We start from the raw sequence: 14949 nt of genomic DNA on the forward strand, positions 1-14949 counted from the left end.
CCCGCCTCCGCCATCCACAGCCGCTCCCCAGCCGGCCGCTCCTCCACATACCGCGCCCCGTCGTGCCGAAACCACCGGATTGCCTCCCGTCTGTCGTCAATCGTCACATAGTACGGAACCTTCAACACCGACTCATAAATGTCCCACTTCCGCAGCAGTTTCCGGTCCTCCGCCCACGCCCCGCGCCCATACTCAGCCAAGTCGTTGCGGCGCGTCTGCGGTGACAGCGCCTCGACGATGATGAGCGGCGCGCGTCCCTCATCTTCCACCACATAGCTTGCCCGCGTGCGCTCGCCGCGGTACAGCGCCGGCACGCCGACAACGCCCATCCAGTTGGGACGCAGCCCGCGCACAACGCCCTCGTGCAGGCAGTACAGGTACAGGTCAATGGCACAGAAGTACTGGTCGGGGGGGACGGTTGTGGGGCGGAAGGTTTCGTACAGGAGCAGGGCGAACAGGAGGTGGAACTCGCTGGGCAAAGCTTCTTCGTCCTCAAACTCGCTGGGGAGGTCGTCCATGGTGAGGACGCGGCGGGCGGGGAGGTGAGGTGGTGGGGGCGTGGGCGACGGCGAGTGGGTTGGGTGTGGGGCGGGCGTCGTCATCGGTTGTCTCCCGAGCGGCTGGGATGAGCAGATGAAGGTGTTGATGGCACAACGGCAGACGAAGGTACAGCTGGCGCGTACGCTTGGCGTCGTCATGGTGGCAAGCTGGCGCACGCACTATGAAGGCGCTCCAACCAGCAGAGCTTACAGCCAAGCGCCAGGCCTGGCGGGCGTTTGGATGCTAGACAGCGCTGCGTCCAACCTCCGAACTCTTCCAGCCATAGGGCTTCAGTCACTGGTATGGTGAACTAGCGGTTGCTCACGTCGCTAGCACAGGACGGGGATATCAACCACTAGTAACACTACCCTTGCAGATTCATCCCCGGCGATCTCCTCAGTCGGCGAGAAGCAATTTTGCAATTGTGTTCAGTTGCATAAACGAAGTTCCCTCGTAGATTTTCCCAATTTTCGAGTCGCGGAAGTACTTTTCGACCGGATAATCTTTGGTAAAGCCATAGCCGCCGAAGATTTCAACGACTTGGGAGGTAACGCTTTCAGCAACTTGCGACGCAAACCACTTTGTCATTGCTGCCTCTTTGATAAACGGCTGTCCAGCGTCGCGCAGCCGGGCGGCGTTGTAGACCATCAACCGTGCCGCTTCGATGTGCGTTGCTAGTTCGGCGATCTGATGCTGGATGGCTTGGAAATCGGCAATTCGCTTACCGAACTGCACCCGCTCCTTGGCGTAGCGAATGCCGTGCTCCAATGCACCCGCCGCCACACCGACCATCTGCGCACCAATGCCGATGCGCCCTTCATTCAAGGTCTCGATGGCGATCTTGTACCCTTTGCCAATCTCACCCAGCACATTCGCCTTCGGTACACGACAACCTTCCAGAATCAACTCGCAGGTTGAAGACGCTCGAATCCCCAGCTTGTTTTCCTTTTTACCGACCGCAAAACCTGGCATATCGCGTTCAACAAGGAACGCGGTAATGCCCTTGTAGCCGGCTTCTGGGTTGACGGTGGCAAAAACAATAAACAAGCCGGCCTCAGCAGCATTGGTAATCCAGAGTTTGCGCCCTGTCAGTTCCCAGTAATCGCCTTTATCTACAGCGCGGCAGGCCAAGGCGAAGGCGTCGCTGCCCGAACCAGCCTCCGATAGGGCGTATGACGCTAGCACGCGCGTCGCCAGTTGCGGCAAATAGCGCTTCTTCTGCTCCAGCGTCCCCCACCGCATGATGGCGTTGTTGACGAGCGTATTCTGGACATCCACGATAACGGACGCCGAAGCATCCACTTTGCCAAGCTCCTCCACCGCTAGAACGGCCATAAAGAACGAACCCCCTGACCCTCCATACTCGACGGGAATCTCAATCCCCATTAGACCGAGTTCAAAGCACTGGTCGAGAATGGCCTTTTCAAAGACGCCTTCTTCGTCCATGCGGGCGACATGCGGACGAATGCGTTCGCGGGCAAAGTCGGCGACGCTGTCACGAAACAAACGTTCATCATCTGACAGAATCGTGAGTGCGGAAACGGGCGAGGAGGCTGGTACAGGGGCAGCAGCGGACATCGCAAAAGCTCCTTTGGTCGGCGAAATGTAAGATAAGCAACGTTTCGGCTGTATACCACGACCGTTCTCAAAATCGAATGCCTATCGGCGGTTTTGGAAACCAACCGACATGGCGACTAGCGCCTCACTTTAGCGCTTGCACCTCCCCAAACCTCACGACATCATGCCCGACGCCGGCCGGATTTCTTGAACTGCCGCCCGTCCAACGCCGGCTTGCACCACGCCGTGAACCCGAAGCTTGACGCCGCCAAACAGCATCTTCACAAGTACCGGCAGGCTTTGTTGCGCATCATCGGCGACATCACCAACCGACCGATTCAAGCGCCCTCTATCTTCGCGCTGACGGTCAGCTATACCGCTACTTGGGAGGAAGTTGGGGCGCTGGCGCTGATGGTCTGGGAACTGAGCGCGCTGGAACATGCACGTTTTGACGCCCACCCCCAGTGGGAAGCCGCCGCCAATGAAACCATTCGCTTTCTATCAGAGCATTGCGCCGGCTGCGGCTGTCGGCTGATCGCCTCGACCGGCCGTTTGTGTCACGCCTGTCTGACGACGCTTGACGCGCCGACGCGCTACGCGCTGCATGCCAGCGAAGTCGTGCGCCAGATTGAAGCCTACTTGGCCGAGCTGAACGCAAGCGCGGTGACCGAGAACGAGACGGATGACACATGAGACGGCCTGTCCAAGACCCACGAACTGGAATCTTCACCTACGCAGAGACTCCCGCGCCGAGTCTCGCGCCGGGCGGCGCTGTGATTCGGGTCAGCGCGTGCCTCCTTCATGCTTCGGTCAGCTTGCCGGCGGCTGAAGTGCAGACGACAGTCTCGTCAACAGCGCCGGTTCCAGTGGCAAAGCCCGGCCTTGTACGCCGCATGTGGTCGTCGTTTCGGCAAGCTGGCGTCAAAAAAGCCTACGAGACGTTTGTTACCCGCAAGGCAACGCTCCGCTCGATTGAGTATGGCGGTGTTGGGGTTATTACAGCCGTCGCCCCCCGAAGCGGCTTCCGCGTCGGGCAGCGGGTGGCCTGGGCCGGCTATGGGCAAGACCTCCCGGCGCCGCTGGTTTTTGTGGCGACAACACGCTTGGCGGCGCTGCCGGAAACCCTACCGGACGACTTGGCCATCTTGGCGCTTCCGGGCGGCATGGCATGGCGCGCCGTCGAAGCAGCCGAACTACGGCTGGGATTGCCGGTGGGCGTCGTCGGGCGGAATCTGACAGGACTCTTAGTGCGCGGTCTCTGCCGTTTGGCCGGCGCGACGCTGTACGATCTCGACGCCGACCGGCAACTTGGCGACCGACCGCCGCCGGAGCGGTTGGCCGCACTGATTGTAACGGATGCATCGGCCGCCGAGCGACTGGCGGCGTGGATGCCCAGTGTTGTGCTGCCGCAGGCGCGATTAGTCGCCGCTTTGCCGGAACTTCCACTGGCCGCCTGGGCAGTCTGTCAGGCGCAGGAAATGCAAGTGCGGTTTACGTGGGCGAGCGGAAGGGGTAAACGCGATCCCTTGGCGGCGGCAGTTTCACCAACCTCTGCGATGGAAGCTTTCATCCGCTTTGCCGCTTCCCTACCGCCAGAGGCTCTCCCCACCGTCGAGCGTCATGACTTCAATGCCGTCGCCGCCGCTGTGGAGGATGCTTTTCGGCCCAATGCGCCACCGGACCGGGCGGTGGTGATGCTCTATCCCACTGCGATTGAGTCTGGCCCAGTGTTGCGGTTTGATGTCGGAACGACGCGGCCCAAACTCGCTGGGACAGTCGGGCTGGCGATGGTCGCCGACGCTGACGACGAACTACGGGACTTCATACCGCTAAAAGAAGTTCATCTCACCGGCGTTGTCGCAACCAAACCGGAAACCGCCAAGCGCCTTGTTAAAAGTGTTGACGGTGAGTACGCCACAAATGATGTGTCGCCGCTGTTTTCCGACGGGAAGACCGACGTGGTGGTTATGGGGCGCGCCGCCGACGCTTTTCGGCTCGCGAGCGAGATTATACGCGGCCGCTTGCCGCTCTTTCTGACGACGCTCCCGACCGAAAACGAAGACGAACTCGATGAGCTGTTCCGGTTGGCGGCGACGCATGACACGCCGCTAACGCTCGGCTTTGCGCGACTTTCAACACCTGCCTTCACCGACCTGAAAAAACTGCGCACGAACGCCGCGCCGGTTTGGTTGCACTATAGCTTTCAGGAAACCCTGCCGCCGCAATCAGCCGACGCCGTTTTTCGTCTGGCGGAAGCGATCCGGCTGGCGACGGCGCTGACGGAAAGCGTCCCGGAGCGACTGTATGCGCAGGAAGTCGTGACCGAAAACTCCACCACCCTCGCCCTGACGCTGGCGTTGTCGGATGGAAGCAGCGTCCAGATCAGCGCAACGTTCGGAGCCGAGGGCCGTCGTGAACGTTTTGTACTCCGCGCCGCCGGCGGGTACGCCGAGCGGGAAGACCTCGCGCCGACTGCCGGTGCCCGGCGAGCTTGCTTTGAGAGCTTTCTCAAAGCCCTGAGGAATGGTGAAGCCGCTGGTGGAACGAGGCACACACAACAAGCCGTCCGCACCGCCTTGCGCGTCCGTGACTCGCTCGCGTTTGGAACCGTGGTCGGACTTTCGTCCGCAATCTGACTGCACCGCGCAGTCTTGCGGGTTGGGACTTTGCTGCAACGTAAAGCCCGTCTAAGCGGATGACTTTGCGCGCCGTGACCGCCCCTTCTTCAGGGGCGGCGCATCCGCCGCCTTGACGATGCGCGCCTGCGGCGGCGGCGCTTGGCTTGGCGCGGACGACGTGGACGCCGCTGCGGCTGCTGACGGCGCGGCGGCCGTCGGCGCAGGGGCGGATTTCGCCGGTTTGACGGCTTCCGGCGTCAGCGTCGGCGGCTCATCGTCCGCTGCGGGCGCTTCAGCGTTGGAAACCCCAAAGCTACGCAGAGCGGCTTCTTCATCCGTCCACATGTCAAAAACGCTGTCGAGCCGTGACACCGTGAGAATCTGCCGGACGGCCTGCGACGGATTCAGAAGCTTGAGTTTGCCGCCAGCCCGTTCGGCATGGTGATAACACTCAATCAGCGAACCAACACCAGTACTGCTGATGTAGCTGACGCCGCGCAAGTCAATGAGAAAGTTGACATACCCGGATGCAATCAGGTCGTCCACGCGCTTGGTCAACTCTTCTTGAGCGGTGCTGGGGGCAAGGCGCCCAACAACTTCCAGTACGCAAACGCCGTTGACTTTTTTATCCAAGCGATAGCGGGTCGGTCGTCGCGCTGGCGGACGACCTGCGCCGCGTTCGCTATCGTTTTCAGAGGATTTCATGGCGTACAAGCCGCTTGGGGAGGACAGACCCTCTCGGCTGGATAAAAAACTTATTGGTGCGCTGTCGTGTACGCCTACACTAGCTTCCGTAATGCGCTGCGTCAACCCTTTGTCGTCAAAAGCCGCTTGTTTTTTCGATGTCGGCTCCATCGCAGCGACTTTCACCCAAAACACTAGGACGCAAGTCGGAAAACTTGCGCCCCGGCTGAACTGGTTTCTCAATCAGCCGCTACTTGGCTTCCTTGTACTCCACGTGCCGACGCACCTTAGGATCATACTTCTTCAAAACGAGCCGCTCATTGGTGTTTTGCTTGTTCTTTTCCGTGTAGTAGCAGTGCGAACTTGCCGAACTCTGCAATTTGATTTTGATCCGCTTGCTGGCCTTCGCCATAACCGCATCTCCTTTCGCTTGGTGCTGTAAGCGCTCGACAAACAGAAAAAGCTGAAACAAACGAGTGTTGCGGTTTTGGTTGTTCAGGTCAAGTTCTTTTCAGCATGGGTGTTCGCCGTCCCAGCGACTTCCGACACGATGACGCCAGCGATGGTGAGCGCCCCGCCGAGCAGTTCCCGCCACCCAAGCTGTTCGACGCCGACCAAGAACGCCATCAGCGACGCGAAAACCGGTTCTAAGGTCAGTGTCAACGCCGTCTGGGTCGCCGACACATGCCGCTGCGCCCACGTCTGTAGCCGGTAGCACAGAATCGTCCCAAACGCGACCAAGTACAGCAGTTCCCATACCTGACGGGTGGTGAGCGTGAGTGGCAGCAACTCCGGCGCAAGCACCGATGGAACCGGCCAGTTCAGCGCCGCCCATCCGGCCAGCGCAAGCCAACCGGCGGCGGCCACCAGCACCGACACCCCAAGCTGCACAATGTTGAGCGCGTCCACGTCCGACCGCTCGGCATAGCGTTCCACCAACACGATGTGCACTGCGAACGGCACGGTACAGCCGAAGGAAACGGCGTCGCTCCAGCGCCAGCCGCGCGTGTGGTCGTCGGGGAAGCACAGCAGCGTAAAGCCGATAAAGGCAATGACCAAACCCAGCAGATTGCCTGCCGTCGGCCGCCGTTTGCCGAACCACGCGCCAAACAGCGGCACCAGCAGCACGCTCGACCCCGTGATGAATGCCGCCTTGGACGGACTGCCGCTCCATGCCAAGCCCTGCGCCTGCAAGACATACCCAAGCCCCAGAAACAATCCCAGCCAAAGGCCGTGAATCATGGTCTGGGTGGGCAGACGGCGCAGCCGCCGCACCCAGATGAGCAACATCAGGGCGACCGCGATGCTAAAACGCACAATGATGTAGCGCATCGGCGCCAGACTCGTCGGATGCGCCGGGTTGGTGACATCTTGCGCGACGACGAACGTACTACCCCAGACGGCGTTGGCGAGCACCAAGCCTAGCAGCGCCCGGTGGTGAACGGACAAACCTCCCATCAGGCGAACGCCTCATTGCGGCGGACAGCCGCGAACGAAACCGGCGACGACGCCCCGCCGTGGGTCGCGTAGGCGTACGGTCGGATCAATGTTTGAGCCGCACGGCAGTGGACTGTCGCCACAGCGCGGGAAAACGCCTGGTTGCGGTATGGGCCGGTAAAGCGCCATCCCGTTGACGTTCTCTAGCGCAACCGGCGTTGGCGTTAGGCGCGGCGGACACACCAGGGGAACGGCGGACGGCCACGGAAGCAGCACCGCTAGTCCCAACGCCGGCAGGATTGGCGACCAGCGCGGCAGTCCAGCTGAGACCTGCGCCAGCCCCAGCGCAGGCGGAATAACAAAGTACCCAACGCCGAACCGAAGCGACGGCGCTTGCGTCAACACGTAGGCGCCGCCCAGCCAGCCCAGCGCCAGCATCCAACCCCACCCCGGAACGCGCAGGCAACGCATCGGCGGCGTCAGCATCACCAGCGTCGCCGACAAACCGCCCGCCAGCAGCGCCGCCGCGACGGGTTCGTGGGATGGCCAATCCGGCAACCAGCGCCAGTCAAGCAAGCCGTTGAGCGGCCCATCGCTGTAGCGCGGCGACGCCAACGCGCCCCAGTCCCACCGCGCTTGGTCACGAATGGCGACCGTCAACTCACGCGGCGTCCCGTCGGCGACTTGCCACGGATTCATCTCATAGCGCCATGGGACAGACAGGGCGAACAGCTTCGAGGGAAACAACGGACACCCCGACGCGACCACTCGCGCCAGCGTGACGGGCAGCAGCGCCGCCCCACCAATCGCCGCCAGACCAAGCGCGGCGCGGCGACCATAGCCCGCCGCCCGCCAGTCCAGCCACCCGGCGACGAGCAACAGCGGCGCAGCCGTCAGTTTAATGCCGACCGCCACGCCGGCTAGAACGGTTGCCCATTGTCCGCCAGCACGCACGCCGTCCGGCGACTGTTCGCCGCTCAAGATCACCCATGCCGTCGTCACAATGAGCGCCGCCGTCGGCACATCTGGCGAAGAGGAAGGCAGCAAGCCCTCGACTTGGCTCAGCGCGCCGACGCCCAAGGCCGTCGCCCAGACGAGAAACCAGTCGCTTGTCCGCCCGACGCCGCGCACGATCCGAAGCCCTGATAGGACGGCGCTGGTCAGCCACAGCGCCAGAGCAAAGCCGCCGCCAAGCGCCGCCGTACGGGTTTTCATCCCGCCGTGCGTAAACGGCGCAAAGAGCGCAAACCACGTTGAGGCGTAGCCTAGTTGCACATCCAGTAACGCCGTACCTTTCACCACGCCGTACTCCGCCAGCCAGCGCATGGCGGGATAGTGGTAGATGCCGGTGTCAATAAGCGTCACCGGCGCAACGGCGACGGCGGCTGCAACGGTGACGGCGGTGAAGCTGAAAAGCGCCGCCGGCGACCGCAGACGAACATTTTCCAGCCAAACCAAGCGTAGCTGAGACAGACGCAACGCTGCCCCCACCGCCACAGCAGCGACGACGGCCGCAACCCACGGCGTCAGCGCCGTACCGAGCGCCGCAACCAACCAGAGATTGGCAAGCACGCCCACGCCCGCCCAGACGGCGACGACAAACCGCTCCGTTGGATTCGTCCCCGCGCTCCCGGCAAGACAGGCGCTGCCGATCACGCTTGCCAAGGTCGCCAACAGTATCCAGACGGCAAGCGTGATAAGCATGGAGCAAGTTCGTCGGACTGGAATTCCACACGCAGGAGCGCCGTCTAAGGGCAGCGTTTCACAAGCGGAACATCCACCGCTTACGGCGCACGCTTGACTTCCCATCTTTCACAAATCCTTCCACCATCATCAAGCGCACAGGTTGGGGTCAAGACGCCGCAATGGGCGGCCAAGCCGTCGCGTGCAGCCTGCGCAACGAAACGGGTTGACGAGTCCAGCCAGTACGGAGAACACTTACGCGAACGACAAGCCAACTTCGTCGCCCCGCGTTGGCTGTTCCGGCTAAATAAGGACGCTCCAACGACAACGGTATGGAACTTTAAATCACTGACCAGTGAGCGACGCTTGTGAGCCAGACCATCTTCAACATCGCCGTCATTGGGTGCGGCCACTGGGGACCGAACCACATTCGCAACTTCGCCTCCTTTCCTGAAGCCAGCGTTGTGGCGGCGGCGGATGTCAGCCGTTCGAATCTTGAACGGGTCGGCAGAGCCTATCCCGGACTGGCGCTGTTTGATGACTACCGGCGCATGCTAGCTGAAACAGACGTTCACGCGGTCGTGGTTTCGACGCCGACGAGTACGCACTACGCCATCGTCCGTGACGCCCTGCTAGCTGACAAGCACGTTCTCGTTGAAAAGCCGCTCTGCCGCACTTCGGAAGAAGGTGAAGAACTGGTGGCGCTGGCCGCCGAACGCAAGCGGCTGCTGATGGTTGGACAGGTGTTTCTCTTCAATCGCGGCATCCTGAAGCTGAAGGAGTACCTGCAATTCGGCGATTTGGGGCGGATTTACACGATGGTCTCCACCCGGACGAACCTAGGGCCGATTCGGAAGGATGTTAACGCGGTCTATGATCTGGCGTCGCACGACATTGCGATTTTCGACTTTCTGACGGGGCATACGCCGCTTGAGGTTTCGGCGTCAGGCGCGGCGTATCTCCAGCCCGGTATTGAGGACTTGGCGTTTATCACGCTGCGCTATCCGAACGACTTGTTGGCGCACGTCCATGTGTCGTGGCTCAACCCGCGCAAGGTGCGCGAAATTACCATCGTTGGCGACAAAAAGATGCTCGTCTGGGACGATCTGGCGACAGTTGGCCCGATTTACATCTACGACAAGGGCGTGGTGCGCGAGCCGTACTATGAAGACTACGGTCAGTTTCAACTGCTGGCCCGCGAAGGCGACATCTCAATTCCGCGGGTTCAACTGGAAGAACCGCTCAAGGCGCAGGCGCGCTACTTCCTTGACAGCTTGCGCCGGGGTAGCGTGACAGTCTCGGACGGTAAGAGTGGGCTGGCCGTGGTGCGTACGCTTGAAGCCATTCAAGCGTCGCTTGCCCAGCGTGGCGCGCCGGTCAATGTACGCCGAACATCGCCTACTCCGCCTCAATAAAGACATCCATTTGCTGCCCGACGTAAACCGGGAAGGACGGCGGCCTGAAGCGGTAAATGACCTGCAACACGCGCACGTCCACCCGTTCGGCGTTGTCGCCCGTAAGACTCCGCTTCGGCAGGATGTACGGGTCAATCCGTACAAACTCCAAATCTACGGTTTTCGTAGCGTCGCCTTTGAGGCTGGCCGTCGCTTTGAGGTTGGGCTTAATGCGCGGCGCGTTGATTTCGTCCACGTCCACACGCAATTGCAAGTAGTCGGTATCACCCAGCAAGACCGGTGGCGTCGTGGGCGTCATCGGCAGCGTTTCCCCAACTCGGACGTTGACCTGCAACACCTTTCCCGCCTGCGGCGCAGTCACGGTCAACCGCGACAACGTGACAGCCAACTCCGCACGCTGCGCCCGCAGCACGGCGACCTGCGCTTCTGCTTCCCGTAAACGGGCTTCGGCGCTGCGGACTTGAGCTTCAGCCTGCGTCACTTGGGCTTGCGCCTGTGCAACCTGCGCCCGCGCCTGTTCGACGCGCGCTTGGGCGGCGTCGCGCGCCGCACGGCTTGAAATCAGCACCCGCTCGGCAAGGTCGCCGGCGGCGAAGAGCTTTTCGTTGCGCGCCACAATCTGTTCGGCGTCGGCGAGTTGCGCCTCCAGCGCCGCAACATTGGCGCGGGCGCTTTTGAGATTCGCCTGCGCCGCGCGAATTGCTTCCTGACCGTTGGCAATGTCGGTTTTGGCCGTGGCGACGGCCGCTTCAGCGCGGACGATGTTGGCTTCGGCGCTCGCCAACCGCGCCCGCTGCTCGCGGTCGTCAATCTGGTACAACCGGTCGCCAGCCCGGACGACATCGTTTTCCTTAACGAACACCGCCGTCACCAAACCCGGAATTGGCGGCGCGACGTTGATGTTGCGGGTTGCGGCTTCGACGATCCCTGCGCCGGCAATCCGACGATTGAAACGGCTTTCGGCAGGCGGCGATAAGGGCGGCGCGGCAATCGGCTGCCGCGCCGTCACTATCACCCACCAGATGGCGAAACTCAGTCCAATGATGGGCAGCACGATGGACAACACTTTCTTAATCACGCTCACACCTCCTCTACCACCCGACCTGCCGCGCCGAATCACCGCACATGGTCAGGGTTGTCATGAACATCCACGATGCGCCCATCGAGCATTTCCGCAATGCGGTCGCCGTAGGGAAAAATTCGGTTGTCATGCGTCACCACGACAATCGCCCGCTCCGAACTCAGCGCCACCTGCCGAAACATCTCCATCACCACCTTGCCGGTCGCGCCGTCGAGCGCCGCCGTCGGTTCGTCGCACACCACCAGACGCGGTTCGGCCACCAACGCCCGCGCAATGGCGACCCGCTGTTGTTGCCCGCCTGAAAGCTGCGTCGGAAAGTGCTCCAATCGGTCGCCGAGGCCGACCAGCGACAGGTAATGCCGCGCCTGCTCCAGCGCTTCACGATAGGGTCGTCCGGCGATAATCAGCGGGACGGCGACGTTTTCCGTCGCCGTTAGCGTGGGAATCAAATTGAACTGCTGAAAAATGAATCCGATGTTTTCCTGCCGAAAGCGCGTCTTTTTCGACTGGGAGAGCCGATCCACGCGAGTGCCAAAAACGTTCACCACGCCATCGTCCGCGTCAAGAATGCCCGCCATGACCGACAACAACGTGGTCTTGCCGCAGCCCGACGGGCCAACCAACAGCAACAACTCGCCGCGTCGAATCTCAAGGTTGATGTCTTTCAGCACCGGCAGGTAGGTGTTCCCGACGCCGAAGCTCTTGTTGACGTGTTGAAGGGAAACCGCCGGCGCAACAGACGGCGGCGCAGACGGCGCGACGGCGACAGGCGCACTCAACTTGGTCATTGCTTATCCTCGGAAGACAACCGCCGGCTCCAGCCGCAACACTCGCTGGATGCTAAGCAGGCTGGACAGGACGCAAATCAACATCGTCGCCGCAAAGCTGATGATGAGGAGTTGGTAAGGCGTATAAAACGCCAGTCTTCCCTTTCCCTGCCCGCCGAGATAGCCGACCAGCGAACCGCCGCCAACCCCGATGCCGTAGCCAATCAGCCCGACGATGACGCTTTGTAGGACAATCATCCCCACCAGCGTCCAACTTCCCGCCCCCATCGCCTTGAGTGCGCCGAAGTATTTTTCATTTTGCAGCGCAAAGGCGTAAAAGGTCTGCCCAATGATGGCCATGCCGACCAGAAACACCAACGTTACGGAAATGCCGATATTGACCGGGATGCCGGTGTTGCGCATGTAGTAATTCATCGTCAACCACCGCATGCCGTCTTCGTCGTAGGCAGCCAAACCGGTCGTTCGCCGAATGTTGGCAATGACTTGCTCTGTCGTGTAGCCATCCTGCGGCGCGGCAAGGATGTAGTTCATCAGTTTTCGCTCGCGCGGCACGTACTGCACCGCCCGCTCGAAGGTTGTGTAGAGGTACGGGTTGGACAAAAAATCGCGCGGCACGTCGGCGATGCCGACAACGCGCGCGCGCCGGTCGTTGATTTCAAACGTATCGCCGATTTTAGGGCTGCCAAGGCGCTCCATCTCCGCACGCCCGACAATCACGGCGTCCGGCGCATTTAGGTCCTCAATCCGACCTTCAAGCAGGCGCGGTGGGCGACCTACTAAAGTGGCGCCGTCAATGCCGACCAGCCGCACAGCCTGAAACTTGCCGCTGGGCAGCCGAACTTGCGCCTGCCGGATAAACAGTGGAACAGCCCACTTGACGCCCTCAACGCTCCGCACCCGCAGCAAGTCGGTATCCAGTAGCCCTTTGAACTCATCCACAACTTGCAGGTTGCGATCCACGACCCAAATCGGTGCGCCGATGGCTTCTACCGGTTTAGCGGTGCGCCCAATGAGGCCGCAAAACACCGACCCTTGCTGAATAAACAAAAATACGACGACTGATACGCCGCCGACCAAGGTGAAATACTTGGCGCGGTCGCCCATCAGCATCTTCAACCCAATGCGCCACATAAGCGTCGTTTACTGCTGCGTGCGGAAACATACAAAATTCAAACGACCGTTTGAATCGGCTGTATAAGCTAGGCGTTCGCCCCGACGCCCGTCAAGCGCGGCGCACCGTGTGAGTGTACCTATGTGAGTTACAGGGAGACAGGATGGGGTAGGGCAAGGGCGGAGAAGGTGAGACAGGTGACTGTAAAACTACAGAAAAAGGTTAGAGGAATCGCCGGTAGCCCTAAGTGTACTCTGCACACGAGTTCGCCGTTTTTTATCACGAACAGCCTAGGAAACAGCCCCGATTGGCGTGCTCAATTGAATCTTTAGGCAGGCGCGTCCAAGCCTACCGCCGGCCCTCCACGGTTGCAGTTCCGGGCTAGTCGTGTGCGGTTTTTTCAGTCGCCTTTCATCAAGTATTTTTAGCCGAGGTAGTGTTGCGCGACGACCATTGACGTGTGTCTGAAAAGTGGATCAGTTACTAGGTGACACTACCGTGCTCTACGCCGCCGACTGCGAGGGCAGGTGACTGACGCATGACGGTATGGGCGCCGTGCTTGGTTGTGTAGCCAAGTTGTGGCGGCCGGGGATGCTTTTGGTTGGGGAGGAATTCCGGTCGCGCTGACGCTATGGCCAAACGCCGTTTGGACAGTTACTTGGTGGAAGCTGGTTTGGCCGAGTCGCGGCAGAAGGCGCAGGCGTTGATCTTGGCCGGGCAGGTGTTGGTCAACGACCGTCCGGCCAACAAGCCCAGCCAGCCCGTCCCACCCGAAGCCGTCGTCCGGTTGCGCGGCGAAACGCTCCGCTATGTTGGGCGGGGCGGAGTCAAACTGGAAGCGGCGCTCCAGACGTTCGCAGTGGATGTGCGGGACGCCGTTTGCCTTGATGTCGGTGCTTCCACCGGCGGCTTTACGGATTGCCTGCTCCAGCATGGCGCGCGGCGGGTGTACGCCGTGGATGTCGGCCACAACCAACTCGCCTGGAAGTTGCGTTGCGATCCGCGCGTCATCGTCCACGAGCGTGTCAACGCGCGCCATCTAACGCCGGAGATGTTTCCCGAACAATTCGCCGTAGCGACGGTTGACGTCTCGTTTATTTCGCTTGAACTCATTCTCCCGGCGCTTCACCCGCTGCTTTTGCCGGAAGCAGCGCTCATCCTGCTGGTCAAACCCCAGTTTGAGGTCGGACGCAACGAGGTCGGCAAGGGTGGGATTGTGCGTGACCCCCAACTTCAGGCGAAAGCTGTTGCACGGATCATCATCGCCGCCCGTCGAAACAACTTCCACCCGCTACGGCTCACCGCTTCACCGATTCTCGGCGCGGCGGGAAACCGGGAGTTTTTGTTGCTGGCGCAGCCTGCGCGGCCAGCGTCGGCAACCGACGCCCTACCAGCCGACGCCTTGTCTGCCGACTGGTCGCGCCTGTTCCCAGAGCAAAACCTTGAATCCTTGTGGTTTGGACACGCAAATGTTGGCTAGGCGGTTGGTTGTATGGTAGTCCTGTAAAAAACTTCGCACACCACGCCCCGAACGCCATGCTGACCATCCACGAACGGACGAAAAACGGCATTTTGATTTTGGAACTCCACGGCAACATCCTCCTGGGTGACGGCGACGTCTTGTTGCGCGAACGGATTTCCCACCTACTGGGACAGGGCAACCGTCATGTTGTTTTGAATGTAGCCGGTGTTCCGTATGTGGACAGCAGCGGTTTGGGCGAGATTGTACGGGCGATGACCGCCGTCAAACGCGCCGGCGGCAGCCTCAAGCTTGCCGGGCCGACGCGCCGGCTGGTGGACATCCTCAACATCACGAAGCTGTCTTCCATTCTAGAGAGCTACGACACCGAAGACGCGGCGGTGGCCAGTTTTCAATCGCCTGCTCCCGTTGCTGGCCAGTAGCTCGGCGCGTCCGAACTTTCCTTTGCTGTCCGCCTTGCGGCCGACTCGGCTGAAGCCGTTTCTGAGAGGGAAGAGCGCCATCACCTCAGGAATGACGGTCGGTGAGTGCGGTGGTCAGCCGTCACACTCCAAA

At 61.1% G+C, this 14949-nt stretch carries 14 protein-coding genes; 5 read left to right on the plus strand and 9 right to left on the minus strand.

What is annotated here, in order from left to right; genetic code table 11:
• Both NZ585_11175 and NZ585_11180 read right to left on the minus strand, forming a co-directional pair.
• Positions 1-602, minus strand: a 602-nt coding sequence (locus NZ585_11175; GenBank protein MCS7080590.1) for a Uma2 family endonuclease, incomplete at its 3' end; no start/stop codon positions are given.
• Positions 603-936: 334 nt separating this feature from the next.
• A complete protein-coding gene (locus NZ585_11180; GenBank protein ID MCS7080591.1) occupies positions 937-2118 on the minus strand; it encodes an acyl-CoA dehydrogenase in 1182 nt (393 codons plus the stop codon).
• A gap of 225 nt (positions 2119-2343) precedes the next feature.
• Here NZ585_11180 and NZ585_11185 point away from each other — a divergent pair, with 225 nt between their 5' ends.
• Together NZ585_11185 and NZ585_11190 are read left to right on the plus strand one after the other, a co-directional pair.
• Positions 2344-2790 (plus strand): hypothetical protein, encoded by a 447-nt coding sequence (locus tag NZ585_11185; GenBank protein ID MCS7080592.1) that lies wholly within the window; start codon positions 2344-2346, stop codon positions 2788-2790.
• Entirely contained in the window at positions 2787-4733 is a 1947-nt protein-coding gene (locus NZ585_11190; GenBank protein ID MCS7080593.1) for a hypothetical protein, read from the plus strand. The genes NZ585_11185 and NZ585_11190 overlap by 4 nt, the downstream gene beginning before the upstream one ends.
• A 51-nt stretch (positions 4734-4784) precedes the next feature.
• On the opposite strand, the gene NZ585_11195 is transcribed toward NZ585_11190, so the two are convergent.
• From NZ585_11195 to NZ585_11210, 4 genes are all read right to left on the minus strand, one after another.
• Positions 4785-5420, minus strand: coding sequence for an STAS domain-containing protein (locus tag NZ585_11195; GenBank protein MCS7080594.1), 636 nt, complete (start codon positions 5418-5420; stop codon positions 4785-4787).
• A 229-nt stretch (positions 5421-5649) separates the two neighbouring features.
• A complete protein-coding gene (gene rpmG / locus NZ585_11200) occupies positions 5650-5811 on the minus strand; it encodes a 50S ribosomal protein L33 (protein MCS7080595.1) in 162 nt (53 codons plus the stop codon).
• A gap of 83 nt (positions 5812-5894) precedes the next feature.
• Positions 5895-6857, minus strand: coding sequence for a DMT family transporter (locus NZ585_11205; GenBank protein ID MCS7080596.1), 963 nt, complete (start codon positions 6855-6857; stop codon positions 5895-5897).
• A 12-nt stretch (positions 6858-6869) separates the two neighbouring features.
• Positions 6870-8540 carry a hypothetical protein gene (locus NZ585_11210; protein ID MCS7080597.1) on the minus strand — a complete coding sequence of 557 codons (1671 nt, stop codon included), beginning with the start codon at positions 8538-8540 and terminating at the stop codon, positions 6870-6872.
• Positions 8541-8887: 347 nt separating this feature from the next.
• Between NZ585_11210 and NZ585_11215 the strand changes: the two genes are divergently transcribed.
• Complete coding sequence (locus NZ585_11215; GenBank protein ID MCS7080598.1) at positions 8888-9934, plus strand: Gfo/Idh/MocA family oxidoreductase; 1047 nt, start codon at positions 8888-8890, stop codon at positions 9932-9934.
• On the opposite strand, the gene NZ585_11220 is transcribed toward NZ585_11215, so the two are convergent.
• From NZ585_11220 to NZ585_11230, 3 genes are read right to left on the minus strand one after another with little or no spacing between them, the layout of a single operon-like run.
• Positions 9918-11012 (minus strand): HlyD family secretion protein, encoded by a 1095-nt coding sequence (locus NZ585_11220; GenBank protein MCS7080599.1) that lies wholly within the window; start codon positions 11010-11012, stop codon positions 9918-9920. The two genes, NZ585_11215 and NZ585_11220, sit on opposite strands and share 17 nt — an antisense overlap.
• 38 nt (positions 11013-11050) lie before the next feature.
• Positions 11051-11803, minus strand: coding sequence for an ABC transporter ATP-binding protein (locus tag NZ585_11225; GenBank protein MCS7080600.1), 753 nt, complete (start codon positions 11801-11803; stop codon positions 11051-11053).
• 3 nt (positions 11804-11806) lie between these two features.
• Entirely contained in the window at positions 11807-12934 is a 1128-nt protein-coding gene (locus NZ585_11230) for an ABC transporter permease (GenBank protein ID MCS7080601.1), read from the minus strand.
• A 611-nt stretch (positions 12935-13545) separates the two neighbouring features.
• On the opposite strand from NZ585_11230, the gene NZ585_11235 reads away from it, so the two are divergent.
• Together NZ585_11235 and NZ585_11240 are read left to right on the plus strand one after the other, a co-directional pair.
• Positions 13546-14394 (plus strand): TlyA family RNA methyltransferase, encoded by an 849-nt coding sequence (locus NZ585_11235; GenBank protein ID MCS7080602.1) that lies wholly within the window; start codon positions 13546-13548, stop codon positions 14392-14394.
• 56 nt (positions 14395-14450) lie between these two features.
• Positions 14451-14816, plus strand: a complete 366-nt coding sequence (locus tag NZ585_11240; GenBank protein ID MCS7080603.1) for an STAS domain-containing protein — start codon at positions 14451-14453, stop codon at positions 14814-14816.
• The last annotated feature ends 133 nt before the right edge of the window (positions 14817-14949 follow it).

It is taken from the genome of Chloracidobacterium sp. (genome assembly GCA_025057975.1).
GTDB lineage: Bacteria > Acidobacteriota > Blastocatellia > Chloracidobacteriales > Chloracidobacteriaceae > Chloracidobacterium.

Excerpts from the sequence above, each read along its gene's own strand:
- NZ585_11235 (MCS7080602.1), top strand. The coding sequence starts at position 13,546 with ATGGCCAAACGCCGTTTGGACAGTTACTTGGTGGAAGCTGGTTTGGCC.
- NZ585_11240 (MCS7080603.1), top strand. The coding sequence starts at position 14,451 with ATGCTGACCATCCACGAACGGACGAAAAACGGCATTTTGATTTTGGAA.
- NZ585_11180 (MCS7080591.1), bottom strand. The coding sequence starts at position 2,118 with ATGTCCGCTGCTGCCCCTGTACCAGCCTCCTCGCCCGTTTCCGCACTC.
- NZ585_11210 (MCS7080597.1), bottom strand. The coding sequence starts at position 8,540 with ATGCTTATCACGCTTGCCGTCTGGATACTGTTGGCGACCTTGGCAAGC.
- NZ585_11195 (MCS7080594.1), bottom strand. The coding sequence starts at position 5,420 with ATGAAATCCTCTGAAAACGATAGCGAACGCGGCGCAGGTCGTCCGCCA.
- NZ585_11190 (MCS7080593.1), top strand. The coding sequence starts at position 2,787 with ATGAGACGGCCTGTCCAAGACCCACGAACTGGAATCTTCACCTACGCA.
- NZ585_11205 (MCS7080596.1), bottom strand. The coding sequence starts at position 6,857 with ATGGGAGGTTTGTCCGTTCACCACCGGGCGCTGCTAGGCTTGGTGCTC.
- NZ585_11225 (MCS7080600.1), bottom strand. The coding sequence starts at position 11,803 with ATGACCAAGTTGAGTGCGCCTGTCGCCGTCGCGCCGTCTGCGCCGCCG.
- NZ585_11230 (MCS7080601.1), bottom strand. The coding sequence starts at position 12,934 with ATGTGGCGCATTGGGTTGAAGATGCTGATGGGCGACCGCGCCAAGTAT.
- rpmG (MCS7080595.1), bottom strand. The coding sequence starts at position 5,811 with ATGGCGAAGGCCAGCAAGCGGATCAAAATCAAATTGCAGAGTTCGGCA.